This window comes from Brevundimonas sp. UBA2503 (assembly GCF_002341485.1).
Lineage (GTDB): Bacteria > Pseudomonadota > Alphaproteobacteria > Caulobacterales > Caulobacteraceae > Brevundimonas > Brevundimonas halotolerans.
The window spans coordinates 12,990-36,983 of sequence record NZ_DDOD01000005.1 but is presented as its reverse complement, the minus strand read 5'-3'; the positions used below and the strand labels follow the sequence as shown (position 1 = coordinate 36,983).

Annotated in this window: 22 protein-coding genes and 1 tRNA gene; 7 read left to right on the top strand and 16 right to left on the bottom strand. The window is 64.7% G+C overall.

Annotated elements, in window-relative coordinates; genetic code table 11:
• Positions 1-70: 70 nt before the first annotated feature.
• Together B4K74_RS00970 and B4K74_RS00965 are read left to right on the top strand one after the other, a co-directional pair.
• Positions 71-820, top strand: a complete 750-nt coding sequence (locus B4K74_RS00970) for a DNA-processing protein DprA (RefSeq protein ID WP_286691362.1) — start codon at positions 71-73, stop codon at positions 818-820.
• A complete protein-coding gene (locus tag B4K74_RS00965; RefSeq protein ID WP_286691361.1) occupies positions 817-1,470 on the top strand; it encodes a phosphoribosyltransferase in 654 nt (217 codons plus the stop codon). The genes B4K74_RS00970 and B4K74_RS00965 overlap by 4 nt, the downstream gene beginning before the upstream one ends.
• Positions 1,471-1,695: 225 nt before the next feature.
• Here B4K74_RS00965 and B4K74_RS00960 read toward each other — a convergent pair whose 3' ends face one another.
• The 6 genes from B4K74_RS00960 to B4K74_RS00935 all read right to left on the bottom strand — a co-directional run bounded on the left by B4K74_RS00960 (position 1,696) and on the right by B4K74_RS00935 (position 6,628).
• Complete coding sequence (locus tag B4K74_RS00960) at positions 1,696-2,523, bottom strand: polysaccharide deacetylase family protein (RefSeq protein WP_286691360.1); 828 nt, start codon at positions 2,521-2,523, stop codon at positions 1,696-1,698.
• 88 nt (positions 2,524-2,611) lie between these two features.
• Positions 2,612-3,598, bottom strand: a complete 987-nt coding sequence (locus tag B4K74_RS00955) for an SDR family oxidoreductase (RefSeq protein WP_286691359.1) — start codon at positions 3,596-3,598, stop codon at positions 2,612-2,614.
• A gap of 64 nt (positions 3,599-3,662) precedes the next feature.
• Positions 3,663-4,187 carry a SixA phosphatase family protein gene (locus tag B4K74_RS00950; protein WP_286691358.1) on the bottom strand — a complete coding sequence of 175 codons (525 nt, stop codon included), beginning with the start codon at positions 4,185-4,187 and terminating at the stop codon, positions 3,663-3,665.
• Positions 4,184-5,500 carry a glycosyltransferase gene (locus B4K74_RS00945; RefSeq protein WP_286691357.1) on the bottom strand — a complete coding sequence of 439 codons (1,317 nt, stop codon included), beginning with the start codon at positions 5,498-5,500 and terminating at the stop codon, positions 4,184-4,186. Before B4K74_RS00945 ends, B4K74_RS00950 begins: the two co-directional genes overlap by 4 nt.
• A gap of 30 nt (positions 5,501-5,530) precedes the next feature.
• A complete protein-coding gene (locus B4K74_RS00940; protein ID WP_123286769.1) occupies positions 5,531-5,713 on the bottom strand; it encodes a toxin-antitoxin system HicB family antitoxin in 183 nt (60 codons plus the stop codon).
• A 9-nt stretch (positions 5,714-5,722) separates the two neighbouring features.
• Positions 5,723-6,628 (bottom strand): SPFH domain-containing protein, encoded by a 906-nt coding sequence (locus B4K74_RS00935; protein ID WP_286691356.1) that lies wholly within the window; start codon positions 6,626-6,628, stop codon positions 5,723-5,725.
• A 199-nt stretch (positions 6,629-6,827) separates the two neighbouring features.
• Between B4K74_RS00935 and B4K74_RS00930 the strand changes: the two genes are divergently transcribed.
• The gene (locus tag B4K74_RS00930) at positions 6,828-10,010 is read left to right on the top strand and encodes an autotransporter outer membrane beta-barrel domain-containing protein (protein WP_286691355.1); all 3,183 of its coding nucleotides are present in this window, start codon (positions 6,828-6,830) and stop codon (positions 10,008-10,010) included.
• Between the two features lie 57 nt (positions 10,011-10,067).
• On the opposite strand, the gene B4K74_RS00925 is transcribed toward B4K74_RS00930, so the two are convergent.
• The 5 genes from B4K74_RS00925 to clpX form a co-directional block, all read right to left on the bottom strand.
• Positions 10,068-10,144 (bottom strand) — tRNA-Val (locus B4K74_RS00925).
• A 26-nt stretch (positions 10,145-10,170) separates the two neighbouring features.
• Positions 10,171-10,446 carry an HU family DNA-binding protein gene (locus B4K74_RS00920; protein ID WP_123286775.1) on the bottom strand — a complete coding sequence of 92 codons (276 nt, stop codon included), beginning with the start codon at positions 10,444-10,446 and terminating at the stop codon, positions 10,171-10,173.
• Positions 10,446-12,845: an endopeptidase La gene (gene lon, locus B4K74_RS00915; RefSeq protein ID WP_123286777.1), complete on the bottom strand. Its 2,400-nt coding sequence runs from the start codon at positions 12,843-12,845 to the stop codon at positions 10,446-10,448. Before lon ends, B4K74_RS00920 begins: the two co-directional genes overlap by 1 nt.
• A gap of 162 nt (positions 12,846-13,007) precedes the next feature.
• On the bottom strand, positions 13,008-14,543 hold the full coding sequence (locus B4K74_RS00910) for a cryptochrome/photolyase family protein (protein WP_286691354.1): 1,536 nt from the start codon (positions 14,541-14,543) through the stop codon (positions 13,008-13,010).
• A gap of 9 nt (positions 14,544-14,552) precedes the next feature.
• Positions 14,553-15,818 carry an ATP-dependent Clp protease ATP-binding subunit ClpX gene (gene clpX, locus B4K74_RS00905; protein WP_123286781.1) on the bottom strand — a complete coding sequence of 422 codons (1,266 nt, stop codon included), beginning with the start codon at positions 15,816-15,818 and terminating at the stop codon, positions 14,553-14,555.
• A gap of 233 nt (positions 15,819-16,051) precedes the next feature.
• Between clpX and B4K74_RS00900 the strand changes: the two genes are divergently transcribed.
• Together B4K74_RS00900 and B4K74_RS00895 are read left to right on the top strand one after the other, a co-directional pair.
• Positions 16,052-16,681, top strand: a complete 630-nt coding sequence (locus B4K74_RS00900; protein WP_286691353.1) for an HAD-IB family hydrolase — start codon at positions 16,052-16,054, stop codon at positions 16,679-16,681.
• A gap of 4 nt (positions 16,682-16,685) precedes the next feature.
• Entirely contained in the window at positions 16,686-17,510 is an 825-nt protein-coding gene (locus tag B4K74_RS00895) for a hypothetical protein (protein WP_286691352.1), read from the top strand.
• Here B4K74_RS00895 and B4K74_RS00890 read toward each other — a convergent pair.
• From B4K74_RS00890 to tig, 5 genes are all read right to left on the bottom strand, one after another.
• On the bottom strand, positions 17,476-18,423 hold the full coding sequence (locus B4K74_RS00890; RefSeq protein ID WP_164461875.1) for a hypothetical protein: 948 nt from the start codon (positions 18,421-18,423) through the stop codon (positions 17,476-17,478). The two genes, B4K74_RS00895 and B4K74_RS00890, sit on opposite strands and share 35 nt — an antisense overlap.
• Positions 18,424-18,557: 134 nt before the next feature.
• Positions 18,558-18,878: a hypothetical protein gene (locus B4K74_RS00885; RefSeq protein ID WP_286691351.1), complete on the bottom strand. Its 321-nt coding sequence runs from the start codon at positions 18,876-18,878 to the stop codon at positions 18,558-18,560.
• A gap of 34 nt (positions 18,879-18,912) precedes the next feature.
• Positions 18,913-19,554 (bottom strand): ATP-dependent Clp protease proteolytic subunit, encoded by a 642-nt coding sequence (locus tag B4K74_RS00880; RefSeq protein ID WP_123286789.1) that lies wholly within the window; start codon positions 19,552-19,554, stop codon positions 18,913-18,915.
• A gap of 95 nt (positions 19,555-19,649) precedes the next feature.
• Positions 19,650-20,585 carry a hypothetical protein gene (locus tag B4K74_RS00875; protein WP_286691350.1) on the bottom strand — a complete coding sequence of 312 codons (936 nt, stop codon included), beginning with the start codon at positions 20,583-20,585 and terminating at the stop codon, positions 19,650-19,652.
• Positions 20,586-21,443: 858 nt separating this feature from the next.
• Entirely contained in the window at positions 21,444-22,787 is a 1,344-nt protein-coding gene (tig, locus tag B4K74_RS00870; protein ID WP_286691349.1) for a trigger factor, read from the bottom strand.
• Between the two features lie 188 nt (positions 22,788-22,975).
• Between tig and B4K74_RS00865 the strand changes: the two genes are divergently transcribed.
• Both B4K74_RS00865 and B4K74_RS00860 read left to right on the top strand, forming a co-directional pair.
• Positions 22,976-23,689 (top strand): MBL fold metallo-hydrolase, encoded by a 714-nt coding sequence (locus B4K74_RS00865; protein ID WP_286691348.1) that lies wholly within the window; start codon positions 22,976-22,978, stop codon positions 23,687-23,689.
• A 67-nt stretch (positions 23,690-23,756) separates the two neighbouring features.
• A complete protein-coding gene (locus tag B4K74_RS00860; protein WP_286691347.1) occupies positions 23,757-23,993 on the top strand; it encodes a general stress protein in 237 nt (78 codons plus the stop codon).
• Position 23,994 lies beyond the last annotated feature (1 nt).

Sequence of the window (23,994 nt, the reverse complement as noted above, 5' to 3'; positions counted from 1 at the left end):
TGAGCGACGGTCTGTTTGCGGCGACAGGTGAATCAGCGCCAGATGTCATCTAGGATTGAGAGATGCCGACATGGAAGCTCAAATTGTGAGCCGCGAGCCCGCGAGGCCAAGGCGTAACAGTAGGGTTCGGCCGGGCGGGTCGAGCGGCGGTAAGCAAGTTGCGCTCGGCGCTCTTCTCGAACTGATTGCGCGGCCAGGTCTGGAGCCCGCCCAACAGTCATTTCTGACTGGCGACGGCTCGAAGGCCATCTTGAACTATCGCGGAGACTTGGATCACCTGCAGCATCCGGCCATTGCGATTGTCGGTGCCCGCGACGTGTCGAGCGAAGGTGCCTCACGTGCTAACCGCTTGAGCCGTGAGCTCGCAGTCGCTGGGGTCACGATCGTGTCTGGCCTAGCCAAGGGGGTCGACTCATTTGCCCACCGAGCGGCGCTGTCCGCTGGGGGCAGAACGGTTGCCGTGATCGGTACCCCCTTAGACAAGGCGTACCCAGCGGAGCACAAAGATCTCCAGGATCTGATTGCGCGTGAACATCTGCTGATCAGTCCGTTCGACTTGGGGACTCGAGTGTTTCCGTCGAACTTCCCCAAGCGCAATCGGGTTATGGCGGCTGTCAGTGACGGCAGTGTCATCGTCGAGGCGTCCGATACATCCGGCACGCTTCACCAAGCAGCTGAGTGTCAAAGACTCGGACGCTGGCTGTTTATCCTGAAGTCAGTGTTCCAGGATTCTTCATTGAAGTGGCCAGCCTCCTTCGAGTCGTACTCGAAGACCGTCGTGGTCGAGTCGTCTGCGGACATTCTTGGCAAGCTTGCGTGAGGCAAGCCAGCATTCGAGTGACCGCTTTGTGCGGCTATCCCAGCTGGGATCCAGAGGAGCGCAAGTTCCGTAAGATCGACTGGACCGCACGCTATCTGGTCAAGGCGCTCAAGGAGGACATGGGCGCCCTAAGTCGGTCGTACGTCATGCTCGGCAAACCTCCGCAGCGTTTCGATCACACGAATTACAAAAGGCTGCACGAGGCGTTCTTCAAATGGGGAGCTCAACGAATCTCGGAGATGAACGTCATAAACCCAGTGGTCGTGGCTGTGCCAAACAGCGACGCCATTGCAGGGTCCAGCGACTATCCGACAAAACGTTTCGCAGAGGGCATAGCTGCAGCTTACGGCCCAGGCTGCCAAGCGTTCAGCGGCCTGCGGTTCTCAGAGGTAATGCCCAAATCACATTTGAACGGTGGCCGCGACAAATCGCGATTGTATCAGAAGATGGTTCTCACCGAGGATTATCCGGGAGGAACACCGATTTTGTTCGACGATGTCTGCACTTCTGGAGCCCATCTTTTTGCGGCACAAAGACGCCTTGAGCCGTGGCTCGCCGAATATGCCTTAGTCGGAGGCAAGACATTCAACGACCCACCTGAAAAGATGTTGAACATTGATCCAGTCGAGATCACCACGATTTGGCGGTGACCCAGTAGGTTGACGCCTCCGGCGTTCCAACTGGCTAGCGTAACATACTAAAGGCATTGACCCGTCTTTGGAGCCAGAAGTTGGAACAAGCTTTGAAACCATTAGCCAATTCTCCGGCCTGTCACGCCGGAGGTCGCGGGTTCGAGCCCCGTCACTCGCGCCATTCCTGACACTGTCGGAATGGCGCATCCCCTCCCCTTTTAAACGATCATATAGAGACCCTGCTCAGGGCCCGAACAGCGGGTCCGGGGCTTCGGTTGCCTGCCTGCGTCCCTCGGGGCCGGCGGTGATCTGGACGAAGGTGAAGCCTCGCGCGGTCAGCGTATCCAGCAGCGCCGGCAGGGCCTCGATCATCCGGGGCCGGGTTTCGTGCAGGATCAGCACCCCGCCGCCCGATGCCTCCATGACCGAAACGGTCCGGCGCAGAATCGCATCGGCGCTCAGGCCGCGCCAATCATCGGTCCCGCCTTCGGCCGACACCACCAGAATGCCGCGGTCTTCCAGCCAGCCGGCGAGGGCCGGGCTCTCATTCAACCCGGGAAAGCGGAACATCGGTTCAAGCCGCGCCCGCTGATCAGGAGGCGAGTCAGCCAGCGCCTGATCCAGCGCTGCAAATCCCCGGCGGATCTCGCGGTGGGCCTCGGCAGGGCTCCAGTATCTCAGCCGCGTCGGATGCGACCAGCTGTGACTGGCCACATTGTGCCCGCGCCGCGTCACCTCCCGCACCAGATCGGGACGTCGCTCGGCATAGATGCCCACGAAGAAGAAGGTCGCCCTGATGCCACGGGCGTCGAGGATATCGAGCACCCTTGGCAGATAGCTGGGGTCCGGTCCGTCATCGAAGGTCAAGGCGATTGACCGGGGCGGCATTGGCGTCCGCATGTGCTGGAGATTGCCATATCGCCCGGGACTGGCCGGCAGCACGACCACGCCTTCGGGGCCTGCAGGCGGGCTGGAGGCCGGACCCGTTTCCGCACCGGCAGACGGCACGCCGTCGGACGAGGGCAGCCACAGTGCCAAAAGCACAGCCAACAGGATCAGGATCGGTCGCACGCTGCCCCCCGGAGCGGTAAGCGCGGACCCTAGGGGATGGTTGGGCCATCATGCGGCGCTTTCAACCAGCGGGGGATTGATCCCTCGTCTAGCCGCCGCCGTAGCCGCCGATGATCGGCAGAACTTCACCCGTGATGTAGCTGGAGCACTGCGGCGAGGCCAGAAACACATAGGCCGGGGCGATCTCCTCGGGCTGGGCAGGGCGCTTCATCACCGAGCCTGAGCCAAATTTCGACGTGCCCTCGGCATCGCGATCCGCCGGGTTGAGCGGGGTCCAGACTGGGCCGGGCGCCACCACATTCACCCGGATGCCGCGCGGGGCCAGATGGGTACCCAGCGATCGGGCAAAGGCATGGATGCCGCCCTTGGTCATGGAATAGTCGAGCAGCTGGTCATTGCCCATGATGCCCGTGACCGACCCGGTCATCACGATGGCCCCGCCATTCTTCAGGTGCGGAACGGCGGACTGACAGATGTTGAAATAGCCATAGAGATTGGTCTTCAGCGTCCGGTCGAAATGCTCGAACGTCAGGTCTTCGAACGCCGGCGCATGCTCCTGAAAGGCGGCGTTGGGAACCACGACGTCCAAGCGACCAAAGGCGTCAAGCGTGGCCTTGACCGCAGCCTGTGCGAACTCGGGGTCAGCGACATCGCCTTTGAGCACGATCGCCTTGCGGCCCTCGGCCTCGACCGCCTTTCGCGTGTCTTCGGCGTCGGCTTCCTCATCCAGATGGCAGATGGCGACGTCGCAGCCCTCCCGCGCGAACAGAACGGCTACTGCGCGCCCGATGCCGGAATCGCTGCCAGTGATCAGGGCGGCAAAGCCCTCCAGCTTGCCCGAGCCCATCCAGAAGGGGGCGTCATACATCGGCTGGGGATCAAGGGCGGCCTCGTCGCCCGGCTTGGTCTGGCGCTGCTTCGGAAACGGTGGCTCGGGATAGCGCCGGGCGCCGGCCTGCACCGCTCCGGTGGGCGTCTCGTCACTTGACCGGGCATCTTTGGCATCGATGCCCGACTGAATGTCGCGCTCCTGATCTGCGATGTCGTCCGCGCGGGCTTCAAAACGGTCGTTCATGACAGGCCTCCTTGGTCAGGAAGCCAATGCGCCGGGCCGAGCCGATGTTCCGAACGGTCAGGCTTCAGCAGGTGCTCGGTGCACCATACCGCAGCGTCTCGCCGGAGACCTGACCGTTCCTGAGCTCGATCCGGATCAGGCGGTCATACTCGCATTCGGTCATATCCGGGGTCTCATAGCCCAGCGCCCGCGCAATCAGGGGTACGGTGTTGCTGTGGCCAGAGATCAGCACCACCGCATCCTCCGGCAGGGCCAGCACACCCTGGCGGATGGTCTCGACATGGGCCTCCACGCCGGCCTCCAGCGGGCTGACCGCTACGAAGGCGCCCGACGCCGTGACCGTCGGGCCTGCGGTCAGGCGCGTCCGCTGCAAGGGGCTCACGACGACCAGATCGGGAGCGCCGTCCTCAAACAGGGCAGCGACCGCCTCGGCGCGCGCCATGCCAGCCTCGGAAAGCACCGGATCCCGCTCGGTATCACTGGCCTTCTCGGCATGACGGACGATGTAGACTGTCTGGGCGGAGGCCGCACTCGCGCACAAGGCCAAGCCTGCAGCCATGGCCAGTCCGGCAATCAGGGGCTTCGTCATTCCGCTTTGCTCCGGGTAAAGGCGGCCTCGCCGCTCGCCTCACCATAGACGCGGCACAGATCCTCGAACACCCGGTTCCAGGCAAAGCGGGTCTCGGCCTTGGTGCGGGCGGCCCGACCGATGGCCTCGATATCCCGCTCGAACAGGGCCGAGACGGCCTCGGCATAGGCCCTCGGTTCGGCCCGATCGGCCAACTGCCCGACGGACGTGTCGACCGTCTCGGCCACACCGCCGGCATTGACCCCCACGACCGGGCGGCCGCAGGCCATGGCCTCGAGCACGATCAGGCCGAACGGCTCCTTGTCATTAGCGTGTACGAAAGCGTCGCAGCTGGCGATGATCTTTGCCACGGCCTTGGGGTCGGTCTCATACGGCATGGCGATCACCCGATCTTCGGGCGGCATGCCGGTGCCCGCCCCGACCAGCACCAGATGATAGGGGTCGCCCAGCAACTGCACCGCCTCGATCAGGACATCGATGTTCTTTTCCTTGGCCGGACGTCCGGCAAAGCACAACAGACGCGCGCTCTCCGGGAGGCCCAGCTGATCCAGCAGCCATTGCCGGTCCCGGCGATCCGGCCGGAAGGTGTCGATCTCGACGCCCAGGGGGCGGATGACGATGTTCTGGATGCCCGCTTCCTCCAGCCGACGCGCGATGAAGCGACTGGGCGAGACCACGGTGTCGAACTGCGAGAAGAGGCGGGCCCAGCGCTTTTCAACCGGCTTCTTGGCCCATTCGCCGAAGTGAAGTGCGGCCAGGCCGGCAGGGTCCGAGTGGCAGAAGCCGATCACAGGACAGCCGACCCTCTGGCCCGCCTCAAGCGCGCCCTGCCCGGGGGTATAGGGATCGCCCGCCTCGATCACCGAAGGCTTGAGCGCCGACACCCAGGCGCCCCAGCGGCGCACGGACGACGGCCAGCGATAGCCATCGCCGAACGGCAACTTGGCGGCATGCAGCCGCATCACATCGTCACTCCCGACCCGGTGGCGGGCCCCCGGCACGACCAGACTGTGGGCGATATCGGGCCGGTTGTCGGCCAGCCAGGCCTTTTTGGACAACAGATAGCGCTTCACGCCGCCGGACCGGGGAGCGTACAGCATGGTCGTATCGACCAGCCGGGGGCGGGCATCCGCCGCGACCTTTTTTACGGCCTGAAAGGCCTCAGACACTTCCTCGTCGAGGCCGGGGATGAGCCGCAGTTCAGTCTCCTGAACTTCCTGCCCGCGCAGGCTTCGAGCCAGCTTGAGTCCGGTTTCCCGGCTCGATCCATCGGCCAGGGACTTCCGCTTCAGGGGGGACTTTGACTTTACCATGATCGCCCGTAACCCCAGCGGAGGGCAATCTCAAGTCTCGTCCGTACCCGGCAGATCCTCGTCAATCTGTCGCCCCCTTCGACCAAGGGCTTCCCGGATCAGGACCTCGACCTGGGCATTGACCGAGCGAAACTCGGCAGCGGCCAGCCGCTCGACCGCCGCCATGACCTTGGGCGATGTCCTGAGCAGGAAGGCTTTCCGGTCTTTCGGCATATCAGAGGATCAGCCGTACAGCGTGCCCGCATTCACCACAGGCTGAGCTTCGCGGTCCGCACACAGCACGACCAGCAGGTTGGACACCATGGCGGCCTTGCGGTCTTCGTCCAGGTCCACGACACCTCGGGTATTCAAATCCTGGAGCGCGTTCTCAACCATCTCGACCGCACCGCGCACAATCAGGCGACGGGCCGCCAGCACGGCCTCGGCCTGCTGACGTTTCAGCATGGCGCCGGCGATCTCGGGGGCGTAGGCGAGGTGGGCGATACGCGCCTCATCGATGGCGACTCCGGCCACGGCGATCCGACCGACCAGCTCATCACGCAGCCGGGTTGCCACTTCCTCGGCATCGGAGCGCAGCGTGAGCTCATGTTCCTCGCCATGGTCATAGGCATAGTGGACCGCCATGTCCCGGAGGGCCGTATCCACCTGAATGTTCACGAAGGCCCGGAAATCATCGACATCGAACAGGGCCTGGGCCGAATCCTCGACACGCCAGACGACGTTGGCCGCGATCTCGATCGGATTGCCGCGTCTGTCGTTCACCTTCAGCTTGTCGCTGGTCAGGTTTCGGACGCGCAGACTGATCTTCTTGCGCGAATACCAAGGCAGCACCCAGCGAAGTCCCGTCTTGCGATCGGTGCCGCGATAGTCCCCGAACAGCAGGATGGCCATCGCCTCGTTCGGCTGCAGGGCATAGAGCCCGCACAGCAGGATGAACCCCAGCGACAGAAGCAGAATGCCCCCGACCAAATTGAGCGGCGAGTCGGGCTGGGCGAAGACCGCCAGGGCCCCCGCCACCATCAGGGCCAGCGACATCAGCAGCATCAGAATGCCGTTGCCCGTTCGGGCCGGATGCTCGCGCGACAGGGAATGCGAACCCGTCGGCGATCGGGATTGAGCGTCGGACATTTTCACCCTCCAGACAGAGCAAAATGATATCACCTCGATATCTTATCATGCAAGCCACAACCGGCACCCCAAGTCGCCAAATCGACCTCTCGGCCTTGCATTCGCCTCAAATTCGGGAAACTTGGGACAGAACCGTTGCCATCCTGCTAGATGGTCTGAATCTAACGGCTCGCGAGTTTCCACGAGGGGTTTGTTCCGAATGCGTTATCTGTATGCGACCGCAGCGGCGATCGCTCCCCTTCTCTTCGCCTGCGGCGCAAACGCCCAGGTGGCCATTGATTCCTCGCGCACGACGCCGATCACGACGGCCAACCCTGCGGGCAACGGCCCCGATGACATCATCATCACTTCCGGCGGCACCATCATTCTGGCGTCGGGCACGGCTGTTACTGTCAATTCCAGCAATGACTTCTCGATCAATGCCGGCGGCAACATCACGATGTCGAACACCGCAAGCGGTTCGACCGCCATCCTGATCGAGGGCGGCAATACGACGGACATCACGGTTGCGGGGTCCATCATCGTCGGCGACGACATGGCCGAGAGCACTGATGCTGACGGGGACGGCGATCTGGATGGTCCGTTCGCCACGGGGTCCAACCGCTTTGGTATTCGGCTCGATGGCGCCGGCGCGATGAGTGGCAACGTCGTCCTGCAGAACGGCGCGACCATGCTGGTCGAGGGGAATGACTCATTCGGCATCTCCCTGGAAAGCGACCTCATTGGCAACCTGACCAGTCATGGCACCATCCGGGTCATAGGCGACAACAGCATGGCTGTGCGGGCGCTCGGCACCATCGACGGCACTGTCTATCTGGGCGGCAGCATTTCGACCGTCGGCGGTGGTTCGACAGCGATTGGCATGTTCGGCGACGTTACGGGCGGCCTCAATATCCAGGGCTCGATATCGTCAACCGGATATCGCTATACGAGCCGCCCGAACGATACGTTCATCGCCAATCTTGATGCCGACGATCTTCTGCAGGGAGGTCCCGCCGTGATCATCGCCGGCAATGTTGCCGGCGGCGTGACCTTCGGCCGCCCTCCCGCTGACAACGATGAGAACGAGACCGATGAGGACGGCGACGGCATTGCTGACGCCGACGAAGACGGCGCCCAGATCAATGTTTTTGGCGAAGCCCCGGCGATCCTCGTCGGCTCCGACACCCAGACGATCACGCTTGGCCTGGCCGGTACGGGCGACCTTGCCTACGGATTCATCAATCAGGGCTCCGTCAGCGCCCAAGGCGTGTATGACGGCATAGAGGCCAACGGAATTCGTTTCGGCCTGGCAGGCGGCCAGGACGTCATAATCGAGGGCGGCATCCTTAACTCCGGGTCGGTCGCGGCCCTGGCCTACGATGCCAACTCCGTCGGTGTGCGGCTCTCGAGCGGCGTGACCACGCCCGTGTTCATCAATGACGGATCGCTCACGGCGGCTTCGGCCTCCGACCTGAACACGACGGTGACGACCCTGCTGATCGAAGCCGGCGCCAGTCTGCCGACGTTCGTCAACAACGGACAGTTCCTGGCCTCGTCAGGTGGCGGCACGGCCGACCTCACCGCCCTGCTCGACCTCAGCGGCACCCTGACATCGATCACGAACACCGGCTCGATGCAGTCCAACATGTTCGCCAATGAGAACGGCGATCCGATCACCGGCACCACGACCCTGATCAATGTTGAAGCCAACACCACGGGCGTGACGATTATCCAGGACGGAATCGCCGCGACACCGACCACCGACAATCCGGATACGGATGGCGACGGCGTCCTTGATAACGACGAGCCCTCGATGGTCGGCGCCATCCGACTTGGCTCGGGCGCGGATGTGGTCGATATCCGTAACGGCACGGTGCTCAGCGACATCTCGTTCGGCGACGGTCTGGACACCCTGTCGATCACCGGTGGAGCCTTCGTCCGCGGCAACCTTACGGACAGCGACAGCCTGCTGGATATCTCCGTCGCCGATGGCGTTCTGGATCTCAGCCAGACGACCATCATGGACATCTCGAACCTGACGATCGGCAGCGACGGACGTTTCGTCGTCAGCATCGACGGTGACAACAACACTGCTTCCGGCTTTAATGTATCCGGAACCGCGACGATTGAAGACGGCGCCGAACTGGGCGTCAGGTTCACCTCCCTGATCAACGGCAACGGCACCAGCCGCTTCACCGTAATCGACGCGGGAACCCTCAATTTCGGCAACCTCGATCTGGATGCCATTGCGGACAACGCGCCCTACCTGTTCATTCTGGATGCGGGCGCAGACCTTCCGAACAATGAGGTCTACGTCGATGTTCGCCGCCGGACGGCAGAGGAAGCCGGCTTCATTTCCGTCGAGGCCTCTGCCTACGACGCCATCTATGACGCGCTGGACCGTGACTCCGGTATCCTGACGGCCTTCATCAACCAGACCGGCCGCGACGGGTTCATCAATCTGTACGAGCAGATGCTGCCTGACCATTCGGGTGGCCCGCTGCTTTCTCTGGCCAGCGGGGTAGACGCCGTCACGCGCGCCCTGGTGGGCCGCAATGCCTCGGCCCAGCCGGGTGAAACCAGCGCCTGGCTTCAGGAAATCACCTTCTACGCCGACAAGGACAAGACCGACACCTACGGCTTCCGGTCCGAAGGCTTCGGCGTCGCGGGTGGTGTCGAATACGGCACGACCAACGGCGCACTGGGCGTCAGTATCGCCTTCACCTCTTCCGACCTCGAAGACCCTGAGTCCGAGGCCGAGGAGAACCTGACCGCCAATCTGGTCGAGCTCGGGCTCTACTGGCGTGCCCAGGGCCAATACTGGACGACCTGGGCCCGGGCTGCCGCCGGCTACGCCTCGTTTGAGGCCGACCGTCAGTTCGTCGGGGGTGGGCTGAACATCCGGAATGAGTCGAGCTGGAACGGCTTCACCCTGGCCGCCGCCGGTGGCGCGTCCTACGAGCGCGAATACGGCCGGTTCACCCTGCGTCCCGAGGTCTATGCCGAATATTTCTCGCTGAGCGAGGATGCCCGCGAAGAAGTTGGCGGCGGGGCCGGGTTCGACCTGATCATCGATGAGCGGGATGGTCACATGTTCTCGGCCGTGGCTGCCATGAACATTGCCTACACAATCGACGAGGACAGCTGGCTCAAACCGGAATTCCGCATCGGCTGGCGTCAGAACATCTCGGTCGATCCGGGATCCACGATTGCCCGTTTCGCCAGCGGTGGCCCGTCGTTCAGCCTCGACCCCGATACCATTGAGGGCGGTGGCCCGATCATCGGCGTCCGTCTGAATGTCGGCAACGAACTGGGCATGCTGAGCGTCAGCGCGGATGCCGAAATGATCGGCGACTACATGCGCTACATGCTGCTGCTGCGGGCCAGCTTCCGCTTCTAGGCTGCGGACAGAACAGACAAAGGGCCGCCGGATCACTCCGGCGGCCCTTTTCTTTTGTGGTGGGCGGCGAGGGGTTCGAACCCCCGACCCCCTCGGTGTAAACGAGGTGCTCTGACCAGCTGAGCTAGCCGCCCGTCTCCGTGGCTATGCCTGCGCGGGCTCAGCCGTTCAAGGCGCTTTTCAACCCTTCACCCGGTCGGAACCGGACCGTCCGCGTGGCCGGGTGGATCAGTCGCTCCCCGGTGGCGGGGTGGCGCCCTTCTCTTTCCGGCCGGTCAGCCGGAACGAAGGCCCCGAAGCCGGTCAGACGCACCGTCCGCCCCTCGGCCAGCCCTTCAGTGATGCCGTCCAGCATGGCATCGAGCGCGGCCCGCGCCTGATCGGGCGTGAGGTCGGCGGCCCGCGCGATACGACCGACCAGCTCCGGCCGCGACATCAGTGGCTGATGACGGCGTCGGGGCCCGGCTCGGCGCCTGGCATCCGCGACGGCAGGGGATCGGTCGCCTCGTCCCACTCAACCGGAGTCAGCGTTCCGACCAGCGCCCACTTCAGCGCCTCGTCAGCGGTCGAGACCGGGACGATCTCCAGCGCCTGCTTGACGTTGTCGGGCACGTCGGCGAGGTCCTTCTCGTTCTCCTGTGGGATCAGCACCGTCTTGACCCCCGAACGGAGCGCCGCCAGCAGCTTTTCCTTAAGGCCACCGATGGCCGTCACCCGGCCACGCAGGGTGATCTCGCCCGTCATGGCGATGTCCTTGCGCACCGGAATGCCGGTCAGGACCGAGACCATGGCAACCGTCATGGCCACACCGGCCGACGGACCGTCCTTGGGCGTCGCGCCATCCGGCACGTGGACGTGGATGTCGGTCTTTTCAAAGACCGGCGGCTTCACGCCAAAGGTCAGAGCCCGGGCGCGGACATAGCTGGCCGCCGCCGAGATCGACTCCTTCATCACCTCCTTGAGGTTGCCGGTCACGGTCATGCGTCCGCGGCCCGGCATCTTGATCGCCTCGATGGTCAGGATGTCGCCGCCGAACTCGGTCCAGGCCAGACCGGTAACGATCCCGACCTGGTCCTCCTCGTCCGTCTCGCCATAGCGGTACTTGCGAACGCCCGCGTACTCGGACAGCTTGTCCGCATCGACGGTGATGGTCAGCAGCTTGCCGCGCGCCATCTCCCGCACGGCCTTGCGGGCCAGTCCGCCGAGCGCACGCTCCAGCGACCGAACACCGGCCTCGCGGGTATAGTAGCGGATCAGATCGCGGATCGTCTCGTCCGGCACGATCCACTCGCCGTCCTTGAGGCCGTGATCCTTGGTCAACTTGGGCAGCAGGTGCCGCTTGGCGATCTCGACCTTCTCGTCCTCGGTGTAGCCGGCCACCCGGATCACTTCCATGCGGTCCAGCAGGGGCTGGGGCATGTTCAGACTGTTGGCCGTCGTCACGAACATGACGTTCGACAGGTCGTAGTCGACCTCGAGATAGTGATCGCCAAAGTTGGCGTTCTGGGCCGGATCCAGCACCTCGAGCAGAGCCGACGACGGGTCACCGCGCCAGTCGGCGCCCAGCTTGTCGATCTCATCCAGCAGGATGAAGGCGTTCGTGGTCTTGGCCTTCTTCATCGACTGGATGATCTTGCCCGGCATGGACCCGATGTAGGTCCGGCGATGGCCGCGGATCTCGGCCTCATCGCGCACGCCGCCCAGCGACATGCGGACGTATTCCCGGCCGGTGGCCTTGGCGATCGATTTGGCCAGCGAGGTCTTGCCGACACCCGGAGGGCCGACGAGGCACAGGATCGGACCCTTCAGGCTGTTGGTGCGCGCCTGCACGGCCAGATATTCGATGATCCGTTCCTTGACCTTCTCCAGACCATAGTGGTCCTCTTCGAGGATCGCCTCGGCCTTGTCGAGATTGATGGTCTTGGCCCGGGCCTTGCCCCAGGGAATGCCCAGCAGCCAGTCGAGATAGTTCCGGACCACCGTCGACTCTGCCGACATGGGGCTCATGTTGCGCAGCTTCTTGACCTCGGTGTCCGCCTTGGCCCGCGCTTCCTTGGACAGGCGCGTCTTGCGGATGCGCTTTTCCAGCTCCATCACCTCGTCGCGCGCGTCGTCGGTCTCGCCCAGCTCGCGCTGGATCGCCTTCATCTGCTCGTTCAGATAATATTCGCGCTGGGTCTTCTCCATCTGGCGCTTCACGCGCGAGCGGATCTTCTTCTCGACCTGGAGGACGCTGATCTCGCCCTCCATCAGGGCATAGACCCCCTCCAGCCGTGCCGGCACGTCTATGGTTTCCAGCAGCGTCTGCTTGTCAGCGATCTTGACCGACAGGTGCGCGGCCACCGAGTCGGCCAGCTTCGACGCGTCGGTGATCTGCGGGATGGAGGTCAGCGCTTCGGGCGGCACCTTCTTGTTGAGCTTCACATAGCTTTCGAACTGTTCGACCACTGCGCGCGACAGCGCTTCGGCGCGCGCGGGATCGGTCGATTCATCGACGATGTCCTCGGCCTCGGCTTCGAAATAATCGGCCTGGTCGGTGAAGCGCACCAGACGCGCCCGCCCCTTGCCCTCGACCAGCACCTTGACCGTGCCGTCCGGCAGTTTCAGCAGCTGCAGCACATTGGCCAGCACGCCGATCGAGTAGATGGCATCAGGACCCGGGTCGTCGTCGACCGAGTTTTTCTGGGTCGCCAACAGGATCTGCTTTTCGCCCTTCATGATCTCGTCGAGCGCCCGCACGGATTTCTCGCGCCCGACGAACAGGGGCACGACCATGTGCGGAAACACCACGATATCGCGGAGCGGCAGGACGGGAAGGGTCTTGGTCTCGGACATTCTACTCTCCTGGCCGACGTCGCTACGTCTGGCCCACACGGCATTTCCCGATAGCGGCGAAATACCTCCTCGTCCCCGACACTCGGCGGACATCACGGAGAAAGTATGTGGCGCTTCGTCCGTCGTGTTCAAGACGGCAATGATATCCGCCCACAGACCGGATCAGCGGCGAGGCGTCGCTCCGAGGGCCTCTCGACAGGCCTCTGCCTCATCGACGAGGGCCTGCCTCTGTTCGGGCGCCCACCGTTCCAGCGTCCGGAACGGCATGGCCAGCCGGGGATTGTCCCGAAGCGTTTTCCGGTTTCGCTCCAGAAAGCCCCAGTAGAGGCGGTTGAAGGGACAGGCCCCCTCCCCCGTCTTCTGCTTCACGCTGTAGCGACATCCGGCGCAGTAGTCGCTCATCCGGTCGATATAGGCCCCGGACGCGGCATAGGGCTTTGACCCCACGATGCCGCCGTCGGCAAAGGTTGCCATGCCCCGGGTGTTCGGCATCTCCACCCATTCGAAGGCATCGGCAAAGACGACCATGTACCAGTCGTCGACCGGATCCGGATGCACGCCCAGCAGCATGGCCAGATTGCCCGTCACCATCAGCCGCTGGATGTGGTGGGCGTAGGCATGCTTGCGGGCCTGGGTCACGACATCGGCCACGCAGGCCATGTCCGTGTCTCCCGACCAGTAGAACCACGGCAGGGTCCGGTCGGCATCAAGGGCATTGCGATGGCGGTATTCCGGCACCTTCAGCCAGTAGATGCCTCGCACGAACTCGCGCCAGCCCAGCACCTGACGGATGAAACCCTCGACGGCATTCATAGGGACCCGGCCCTTGCGATACTCGGCTTCGGCCCGGCGACAAACATCCAGCGGATCCAGAAGGCCAAGGTTGAGCGACGTCGAGATCAGGCTGTGCCACAGGAAGGCCTCGCCCTCGGCCATGGCGTCCTGCCAGTCGCCAAACGACGGCAGGATGTCCGCCAGAAAGTGCGACAGGGCGGCTTCGGCCTGCTCATGCGTCACCGGCCAGTCGAAGCTGTCCAGATCGCCGAAATGATCGGAGAACCGGCTCTCGACCAGCGCCATGACCTGGCGAGTGGCCGCGTCGGGCGCGAAGCGTTTGCGGCGCGGTGCCGCGATGCCGGTCGGCAGCTTCTTGCGGTTCTCGGCGTCATAGTTCCACTGCCCGCCTTCGGGCTGGTCGCCGTCCATCAGCAGGCCCGTCTCGCGGCGCATCTCGCGATAGAAGTACTCCATGCGCAGCTGGCGCTTGCCCTGAGCCCAGGTCTGGAAGCGCCCGGATGAGCAGATGAAGCGGCTATCCTCACACGCCTCGACGGGCACGGACAAGCGCTCTGCGACTGCATTGAGGGCCTGCTCCAGCCGCCATTCGCCGCACAGGGTCCGGATCAGGCGGTCGCAACCGGTCTCGGCAATGGCCCGCTCGATCTCGCCCGCAATCGAGCCGGTATTGTCGGGATCGTCGAGCGCCACATAGCGGACCGTATGGCCCGCAGCCCGGAGGCGGTCGGCGAAGGCGCGCATGGCCGCGAGGACCAGAACGATCTTCTGCTTGTGGTGGCGGACATAGGTGGCTTCGTCAGCCACCTCGGCCATCAGGACCGTGTCGCCCGGACCGATGTCGGCCAGGGCGCTCAGATCATCGCTGAGCTGGTCGCCGAGGACCAGACGAAGCGCGCCCACGGCCGGTCGTCAGGCCGCGCCGTCGGCCTTTTTCTTCTTGTCGGCATAGATGAGCAGCGGCTGCGCCTTGCCCTCGATGACCTCGGCGTTGACCACGCACTCCTCGACGCCTTCGAAGGTCGGCAGCTCGAACATGGTTTCGAGCAGGATCCCTTCCAGGATCGAACGCAGGCCGCGGGCCCCCGTCTTGCGCTTGATGGCCTTGCCGGCGACCGCGTTCAGCGCGTCATCGGTGAACGTCAGTTCGACGTTCTCCATCTCGAACAGGCGCTTGTATTGCTTGACCAGGGCGTTCTTGGGCTGGGTCAGGATGGTGACCAGCGCTTCCTCGTCCAGATCCTCAAGCGTGGCCAGCACAGGCAGACGGCCGATGAACTCGGGGATCAGGCCGAAGCGCATCAGATCATCGGGCTCGACCTGCTTCAGCACGTCGCCCATGCGGCGCTCGTCGACTTCCTTGACCTTGGCGCCGAAGCCGATCGAGGCCCCTTCGCCCCGGGCGGAAATCACCTTTTCGAGGCCGGCGAATGCACCGCCGACGATGAACAGGATGTTGGCGGTGTCGACCTGCAGGAACTCCTGCTGGGGATGCTTGCGGCCGCCCTGCGGGGGAACGGAGGCGACGGTGCCTTCCATGATCTTCAGAAGGGCCTGCTGCACGCCCTCGCCCGAGACGTCGCGGGTGATCGAGGGATTGTCCGACTTGCGCGAAATCTTGTCGATCTCGTCGATGTAGACGATGCCGCGCTGGGCCCGCTCGACGTTGTAGTCCGACGCCTGCAGCAGCTTCAGAATGATGTTCTCGACGTCTTCACCGACATAACCGGCTTCGGTCAGGGTCGTGGCGTCGGCCATGGTGAAGGGCACGTCGATGATGCGCGCCAGCGTCTGGGCCAGCAGCGTCTTGCCCGAGCCGGTCGGCCCGATCAGCATGATGTTCGACTTGGCCAGTTCGACGTCGTTGTTCTTGGCCGCGTGGTTCAGGCGCTTGTAGTGGTTGTGGACCGCGACCGAGAGGACCTTCTTGGCGTGGCTCTGACCGATCACATAGTCGTCGAGGACCTCGCGGATTTCCTTGGGCGTCGGCACGCCGTCCTTGGCCTTGACGAAGCCGATCTTGTGCTCTTCGCGGATGATATCCATGCACAGTTCGACGCATTCATCGCAGATGAACACCGTCGGCCCGGCAATCAGCTTGCGGACCTCGTGCTGGCTCTTGCCGCAAAACGAGCAATAGAGCGTGCTTTTAGCGTCTGTACCGGCGGCTTTGGTCATCGACCCTTCTCACTTCCACGAACCCGCCATACTGGGAATTCGCGCTTCCTGCGAACCTGATTCCGAAAGGATAGGTCCGAAGGTCTTCAAAAATTGACAATCCCCTATCCGGGGCGAGGCGACAACCCCATCCGGTCATCCGGAATGGGGAGTATCCCTGTTTTCGACTTGACCTGTCATCAAGGCGAAGTTCTGACATAGGGATCAAGCCCGCCCACCGCCAGACCAGATGAGTGTTCGTTCTGCCCCAGTCGCCTTCCCTTTCCGGCCCGCTCGTCGCGTTTGACTTCGACGGCACCCTGACCGTGGCCGACAGTTTCACCGCCTTCCTGCGCTGGCGAGCAGGAACCACCGGCTGGCTCGCGGGTCTGGCCGCATTGGGACCGGCAACGGCCCGCTATCTGGTCGACCGGGACCGGGGGCGGATCAAGGCGGCTGCGGTGGCGCAGTTTCTGGACGGCGTCGAGGCCCTGCAGCTGTCCGAAGAGGCCGAACGCTTCGCCGATCAGGTCTGGCACCGGTTCATGCGACCCGATGCCCTGGCCTGCTGGGAGGACTGGGGCAAGAAGGGTGCGCACCGGGTCATCGTCACGGCCTCGCCCGCGCTGACGGTGGCGCCGTTCGCCCGGCGGTTGGGGGCCGAGGCTCTGCTGGGCACAGAGCTGGCCCTTGATCACGACGGGCGCGTCACCGCAGCCTTCGTCGGCGAGAACTGTCGCGGCGAGGAAAAGGTCGAGCGACTGATCCGCGCCTATGGCCCCGATGTCGTGCTGGAGGCCGCCTATGGCGATACCTCGGGCGATGCCGAGATGCTGGCCCGGGCGGCCCATCCCGGTTTTCGCCGCTTTCGGCAGCGACCCTGAGGCCATGCGACGTCTTCTGGCCAGCCTGTTCCTGCTCGCCCTTTCGGCTGCGCCTGCCATGGCGCAGGAATCGGCCGCCCGCACACGCCCGTCATTCGCCGTGGACGCGGATGGAGAGCGGCTGGTGGCGAACGCCCGGCTGGACTGCAGCGTCCGGGAGGTCGACCTGCGCGGTTACGACGGCAATGGCGACGGGCTGTACGAGATCGCCTGTCGTGAGGGCGCGGGCTATCTGATCCTCGACGCCCGCCCGGCCGTGGTGCACCCGTGCCTGATGCTGCAGGGCATCCGGCTGGATCAGCGACCGAACCGGATGCGGCAGGCCACGCCCCAGTGCCAGCTGGTCGGCAATACGGATCCGGTGCCGGAGTTGATGGCCCGGGCCCGGGACGCCGGGATCGACTGCGAGATCGATGCCGTGGCCGTGCTGGGGCTGGATGCCGACCGCCATCCCTTGATCGAGGTCGGCTGCCGGGATCGCGACGGGGCCTGGCTTGAGGGTGCGGACAGCCGGACGGTGACCTCCTGCCTGGTCGTCGAGGCCCAGGGCGGTGAGTGCGGCTTTACCGACGCCGCCGAGAGAGCCCGCGAGGTCCAACTGTGGCTGGCCGGGACCGAGGCCGCGGCCTGCGACGTCACTGAGGCGGCGTTCCGGGGGCGCACCCCGGACGCCGGGGTCTATGAAGCCCGGTGCCGGGTCGGCGACGGCCTGACGTTTGAGCGGACCGGTGACGGCCGACTGATCGACATACGTTCGTGTGAGGAGAGCGCGGCGGTCGGGCGTCCGTGTGCGCTCACTCCTCTTCCAGCTGACCACGATAGGCGCTGAGGATCGCCTGGGTGATGGACTGGACCTGGGCCATGGTGCTGATCCGGCCCGGGCGCGTGGCATAGATGCCTTCCATATAGGCCCGGTCCCAGCCGGACAGGCCGGCAATGCTGTCGGGCTGTTCGAACAGGTTCAGGATGGTCTCGTAGCGCCCCGTATCGGCGTCCGGATTGACCTGGACCAGAGCGACCATGGCGACGTAATCGCCCAGCTGCTCCAGCGAAACACCGCCCAGTTTGTCGACGTCGATGATCACGAACGAGCGCATCATCCGGTCCTCGACAGAGGACTGGATGCGCGACGCAACCGGCACCCGTGTAATCGGCGCGTACCCAAGCGCGTCCTGCCGGGGATCAAGGTTCGGCATGGGTCGCATTTCGCCGGGTAAACGGACCGTCCGCTGACCGGTCTCGGAGTCCGTCGGCATGCTGACATGCCACCAGCGCACCGGACGATCCGCGCTCGTGAAATCTTCGAACGCTGCCCGCCCCCGGTCCATACCCGATCCGCCGACCCGAAACAGGCGCGGACGCATCTCGACAAACTCGCGGGTAAAGCTGGCGCCATCGGTTGTGCCGATGATCAGGATGCTGGGTTCACAGCCGGGCTGCCCGGCGGAAAGTCCGAGGTCGCGGGCGACATCAGAGACGCGGTCGATCAGATACTGCGCGACCTCTGGATCGAAATTGGCGGCCCCGACGCACACCCCTTCACGCCAGCGCGCCGGTCCGCGACCCCGGGCAGGGGCCGCGACCTCACGGACGTACTCGGCGGTGCGTTCCTCCAGCCGGGTGCCCTCGACCACAATGTCCTCGAGCCGATAGACGGTCGGATCCTGGGGCGGAGCCGGCGCGACCGGAGGATCCTGGAACGCCGACACCGCAAGCGCAGCCGCCATAAGGGAACCGATCATTCCGACCTCCGTACCGGCGGCCCATCAGGGCCCACCGAATGTTGTGACGGCAGACCTTATACGGTCCTGATGCCGTCTGCATCGGCTTGCTGGCGCCTGTCGCAAACGTGATCGACAATGCCCCAGGCCCCCTGCTAGCGGCCGTCAGCGTCCACATCGAAGACCACGACCTTGCCGCGCGAGGTCGGATCCCAGCCTGCCGCAATCGCCGAAGCCACCGCATTGCGGACGCTTTCGACATTGATCCTCTGGCGCTCGAAATTGGGAATGCCGTTGGCCCGCGTGATCATCGGAAACATGACGATCGCCTCGCGCTGGGCGCCCTTCTGCCGCAGGGCAATTCCGATCCCTTGCCATTCATTGCCTGTGGTCCGCTGCGGCTGACGCCGCACCTCCCATTCGTAGTCCTCGCCGTCTACCTGGACGACACCCTTGAGATCACGCGTGTGTTGCATCAGCGGACCCTAGCACGGCACCGGACGGAGCCGGTCAGACCGTCTTGATGCCGTCTTCGTCAGCCTGCTGGCGGCGATCATAGACGTGATCGACGATGCCCCAGCTCTTGGCCTCATCCGCGCTCATGAAATGGTCGCGGTCGAGGGTCTTTTCGACTTCCTCATAGGTGCGGCCGGTGTGGTGGACGTAGATTTCGTTCAGGCGGCGCTTGGTCTTGATGATGTCCTCGGCGTGACGCTCGATGTCCGAGGCGGTGCCGCGGAAGCCACCCGAGGGCTGGTGGACCATGATGCGCGCGTTCGGCAGGGCGATCCGGTGCCCGGCCTCGCCCGCCGTCAGGATCAGCGAACCGGCCGATGCAGCCATGCCCATGACCACCGTCGAGACCGGCGACTTGATGTATTGCATGGTGTCGTAAATCGCGAGCGCCGAGGTCACCTGACCGCCGGGGCTGTTGATATACATGCTGATTTCCTTCTTCGGGTTTTCCGATTCCAGATACAGCAGCTGGGCGCAGATCAGGCTGGCCATGCCGTCCTCGAACGGACCGGTCAGGAAGATGATCCGCTCACGCAGCAAGCGCGAGAAGATGTCGAACGCGCGCTCACCCCGGCTGGACTGCTCGACCACCATGGGCACGAGGTTCATGTTCATCAGTTCGATCGGATCGCGCATGAAGGCCTTCTTGACTGCAGAGGGGGCGCGACTCGGCGGTCGTGCCCGTATGAGACCCGGAATATCGCGATGCGAGGGACCCGGCGCAAGGCGCGTCAGTTTTCGGGCGCCGCCTCCTGCTCCGCGCGCAGGTCCCGGGCGAGGTCGGAGGCGATGCTGGAGGCCAGCACCGCCGGGTTGCGGCGCATGGCACGATCGTCCCGGTAAAGGGCCTCAAGGAAGGCCAGATCCCAGTCCGTCATGCTGTCGGCAGCGGCGGGATTGTCCAGCACATTCAGAATGGTGGGGAATCCAGCGATCTCGCCGCGCGGATCAATCTGGGCCAGGGACACCATCGACAGATAGTCCGCCAGCTGGGGCGCGGTCAGGTGGGCGACGCCGTCCACATCGACGATCACAATGACCTTGTTCAGGTCGTCGCGGATGATGGTGGTCAGCAGCGACCCGAAGGTGCTGATTGAGGGGGCCGAGGGATTGCCCTCATTGTCGACCTGGCCCGGGATGCGCACGGCGATCTGGCCGGTCTCGGAGTTGATCGGCAGGGCCATGTGCCACCAGCGCACCGGGGCATCGCCTTCCTGAAAGCGGCCGAGGGCCGCGCGGCCGAGGTCCATCCCCGATCCACCGACGCGGAAGGCCGACGGTTCGGCCTCGACCATGGCCTTCGCCATCGTCGCCCCGTCATCGGCAAAGGTGATGATGACATTGGGCGAACAGCCCGGCGCGCCGATCTCCAGCCCGAGATCCTCGGCCCGGGTCGAGATGACATCGGCCAGATACTGGGCCGCCTCGCCGCGCAGATTGACCACGCCGACACAGACGGTATCGCGCCAGCGGGCCAGGCCCCGGCCCCGCGCGGGCACCGACAGGCTGTAGACGAAGTCGCGGGCCGCCTCGTCCAGCGGACGGCCCAGGACGACAATGTCATCGACGCGGGTTCCGGTGGGATCCTGGACCGGCGGGTCCTGCACCGGCGGATCCTGGGGCGCGGCCGTGGCTAGCAGGGCAGCGAGGGCAGTGGCGGCCAGCATGGAGAACTCCGGACAGATACAGGCGGGGACGCAGTACCCCTCAAACGCGCCAAGGCCATAAAGCCGTCGGTGGCGCGAAGCGCATTACATCGTTGTAATGTCAGGTGGTGAAGCGCCCACGCAAAGGCCCCTCTCGCCCTTGGGGCAGAGGTTGTGGAGAGGTGGGCGGCGCATGGGCCGGGGGCCCGGAACCGGTGCTCCCGTGCTTTCGCCGTCAGGGAGCGTGTGTGATTTTCGGCACCTGACCTGTGCGCCGCCCCGGTCGGTTCACGCGAGCGCCTGGGGGGACTGTCTCTTCCGCCGGGGGTCGGGCACCCGGATGCTTGTGCGCCCGACTTCGCCTGTCCCGGTTCGACAGCAGGTCCCAGTCTCTCGGCCCGCGACGGGCGAGGCGTCCAGAAACGCCCCGGACCCCGGGGTTTCGCCCCGGGCAGTCCCGCTCGACCGGCCCCCGCCGCCGCTTTGGTGCCTGGGTCCCGAGGCGCCTCTCCTGCGACGGAGACGGGTTAAGGGTTGCACACCGCTGGACCGGGTCGGGAAGAACGGTCCGGGAAACGGTACAGGTTTTGAAAGGGTTGGGGAATTTGGCGACGGCTATCCTATCTGAGGGCGTCGGCTCAGCAGTCCTTCTCCCCCCGGGGGAGAAGGTGGGCCGCAGCGCGGCTCGGATGAGGGGGCGGGTCGAGGCCAGACGGGTCACGTCCCATGCGGGCGCAAACGTCCCCCTCATCCGTCAGGCTCCGCCTGACACCTTCTCCCACGAGGGGAGAAGGGCACCAGAGACGGCCTGCCGCACAGCAAAACGCCCGGCGCAGGGGCTGCGGCCGGGCGTTGAAGCGGCAGTGGATGACGGAGGGATCAGCCCTCGTCGTCTTCCTTCATCAGGTCTTCCTTGCTGATCGGCTTGTCGGTCATGTCGGCCTGGCTGAAGATCAGTTCGCAGACCTTTTCCTCATAGATCGGGGCGCGCATCTGGGCGGCGGCCTCGGGGTTCTGGCGGTAGAAGTCCAGCACCTGACGCTCCTGACCCGGATAGTTGCGGGCTTCGGCCATCAGGGCGTTGTTCAGCTCCTGATCGGTGACGCCGACATTGTTGGAGCGACCGATCTCGGCCAGCACCAGACCCAGGCGCACGCGGCGCTCGGCGATCTTGCGGTACTCGGCCTTGAGGGCCTTGTCGGACTTCTTGGCGTCTTCCTCAGGCAGACGGCCGGCTTCCTTGTCGGCCTCGACCTGACGCCAGATACCGTCGAACTCGGCCTCGACCATCTTGGGCGGCAGGTCAAAGCTGTGACCCTCGTCCAGCTGGTCCAGCAGGGCGCGCTTCAGCTTGAAGCGGGCGGCGTTGGTGTATTGCTGGTTCAGGTTGTCCTTGAGGATGCCCTTGAGCTTCTCCAGGTCTTCCAGACCGAGCCGCTTGGCGAACTCGTCGTCGATCTTCGTTTCGGCCTCGGCCTTGATCGCCTTGACGGTGACGTCGAAGGCGGCCTTTTTGCCGGCCAGATGGGCGGCCTGATAATCCTCGGGGAAGGTCACCTCGACGACCTTTTCCTCGCCGACCTTGGCGCCCTTCAGCTGTTCTTCGAAGCCCGGAATGAAGCGGTTCGACCCGATCACCAGATCGGCGTCCTCGGCCGAGCCGCCTTCGAAGGCCTCACCGTCGATCTTGCCGACGAAATCGATGGTCAGCTGGTCGCCGTCGGCGGCCTTGACCGTCTTGCCGGTCTTGTCCTCGTAGGATTTGGACTGCGAGGCCAGTTCCTTGAGGGTCTCTTCGATGTCGGCGTCGGTCGCCTCATAGACGGGGCGTTCCAGCTTGAGCGTCTTGGGGTCGACCGGGGTGAAGTCGGGCATGACCTCGAGCGACATTTCATAGGCGAGGTCGGCCTGGCCGGCGACGACCTTGTCCATGTCGCTGGTCAGCTTCATCTCGGCCGGAGCGGCCGGGCGGAGCTTGGCGTCTTCCAGAGCCTTTTGGCTGGACTCGTTCAGGGTGGCGTTGACGATCTCGCCCATGAAGTCCCGGCCATAGGCCTTGCGCACATGCGAGGCCGGCACCTTGCCCGGACGGAAGCCCTTGAGCTTCATCTGGGGGGCCACTTCCTTGATGCGGGCATCCAGCTTTTCGTTCAGCTCAGTGGCGGGAACGATAACCTCGATCACGCGGCTGAGGCCGGCGGCGGACTTTTCAACGACTTGCATGGACGATCTGACGCTCTGGGGCGCGACCGTCTTCGGACCGCGCGCGTGGTGGGATAAGCAAACAGGGCCGCCCCTTGCGGAGCGGCGCCTCGAAGCCCGCCCTTATGTCGAGAACGCCGCCAAAGGTCAACGCGCGGCGCGTCCGCAAGGCGGTTCACACACGCGGCCCGTCGCCCTATGTCTGGGGCATGAGCGCATCCCCCTCCCCCCTCGGCCTGTTCATAAGCCCGGTCACGCCCCTGCAGCAGAACTGTACCGTCGTCTGGTGCACGGCGACGAAGAAGGCCGCCGTCATCGATCCGGGCGCCTCCGGGCCCGCCATTCTGGCGGAAATCCTGCGGCGCGGGCTGGAGATGGAGCAGATCTGGATCACCCACGGTCATCTGGATCATGCGGGCGGAGCGGCCGAGTTGAACGAGATTTCCGGCGCGCCGATCATCGGGCCGCATCCCGACGACCAGTTCTGGATCGACGGCATTCCGGCGCAGGGGCAGATGTACGGCCTGCCCGAAGCGCGGTCATTCACGCCTACCCGCTGGCTGGACGAAGGCGACGAGCTGACGCTGGGCCAGACGCGCTGGCAGGTGTTTCGCACCCCGGGCCATACGCCCGGCCATGTGATCTTCTATTGCGAGGCGGCGCGCTTTGCCCAGGTCGGGGATGTGCTGTTCAAGGGCTCGGTCGGGCGGACCGACTTTCCCCAGAGCGATCCGCGGGCGCTGGTGACCAGCATCGTAACCAAGCTCTGGCCGCTGGGGGATGATGTGACGTTTGTGCCCGGCCACGGTCCGCACTCGACCTTTGGCGCCGAGCGGCGGGACAATCCATTCGTGTCGGACCGGGCGCTGGCCGGACAGGGGATGCGGTTCTCCCCTGAGTCGGAACGTCGCAGCCCTCCGTAAGCGGAACCGGACGGGGGCCACGGGGTTCTTTCTGCACAGTTCTCGATTTGTCAGAAAGGTCAACACCATGGCCGAGGCCAAGCCCCCCGCCCGCCCGTCCGGAGTCTCGAAACGAGGCTTTGCCTCGATGGACCCCGAGCGCCAGCGCGCCATCGCCCGCAAGGGCGGTGCCAGCGTGCCCAGCGAAAAGCGCAGCTTCTCCCAGGACCGGGCCCTTGCCGCCCAGGCCGGCCGCAAGGGCGGCGAAGCCTCGCACGGCAGCCGCCAGCCCGAAACCACGACGGGCGCGCCGAGCCCCGAATAAG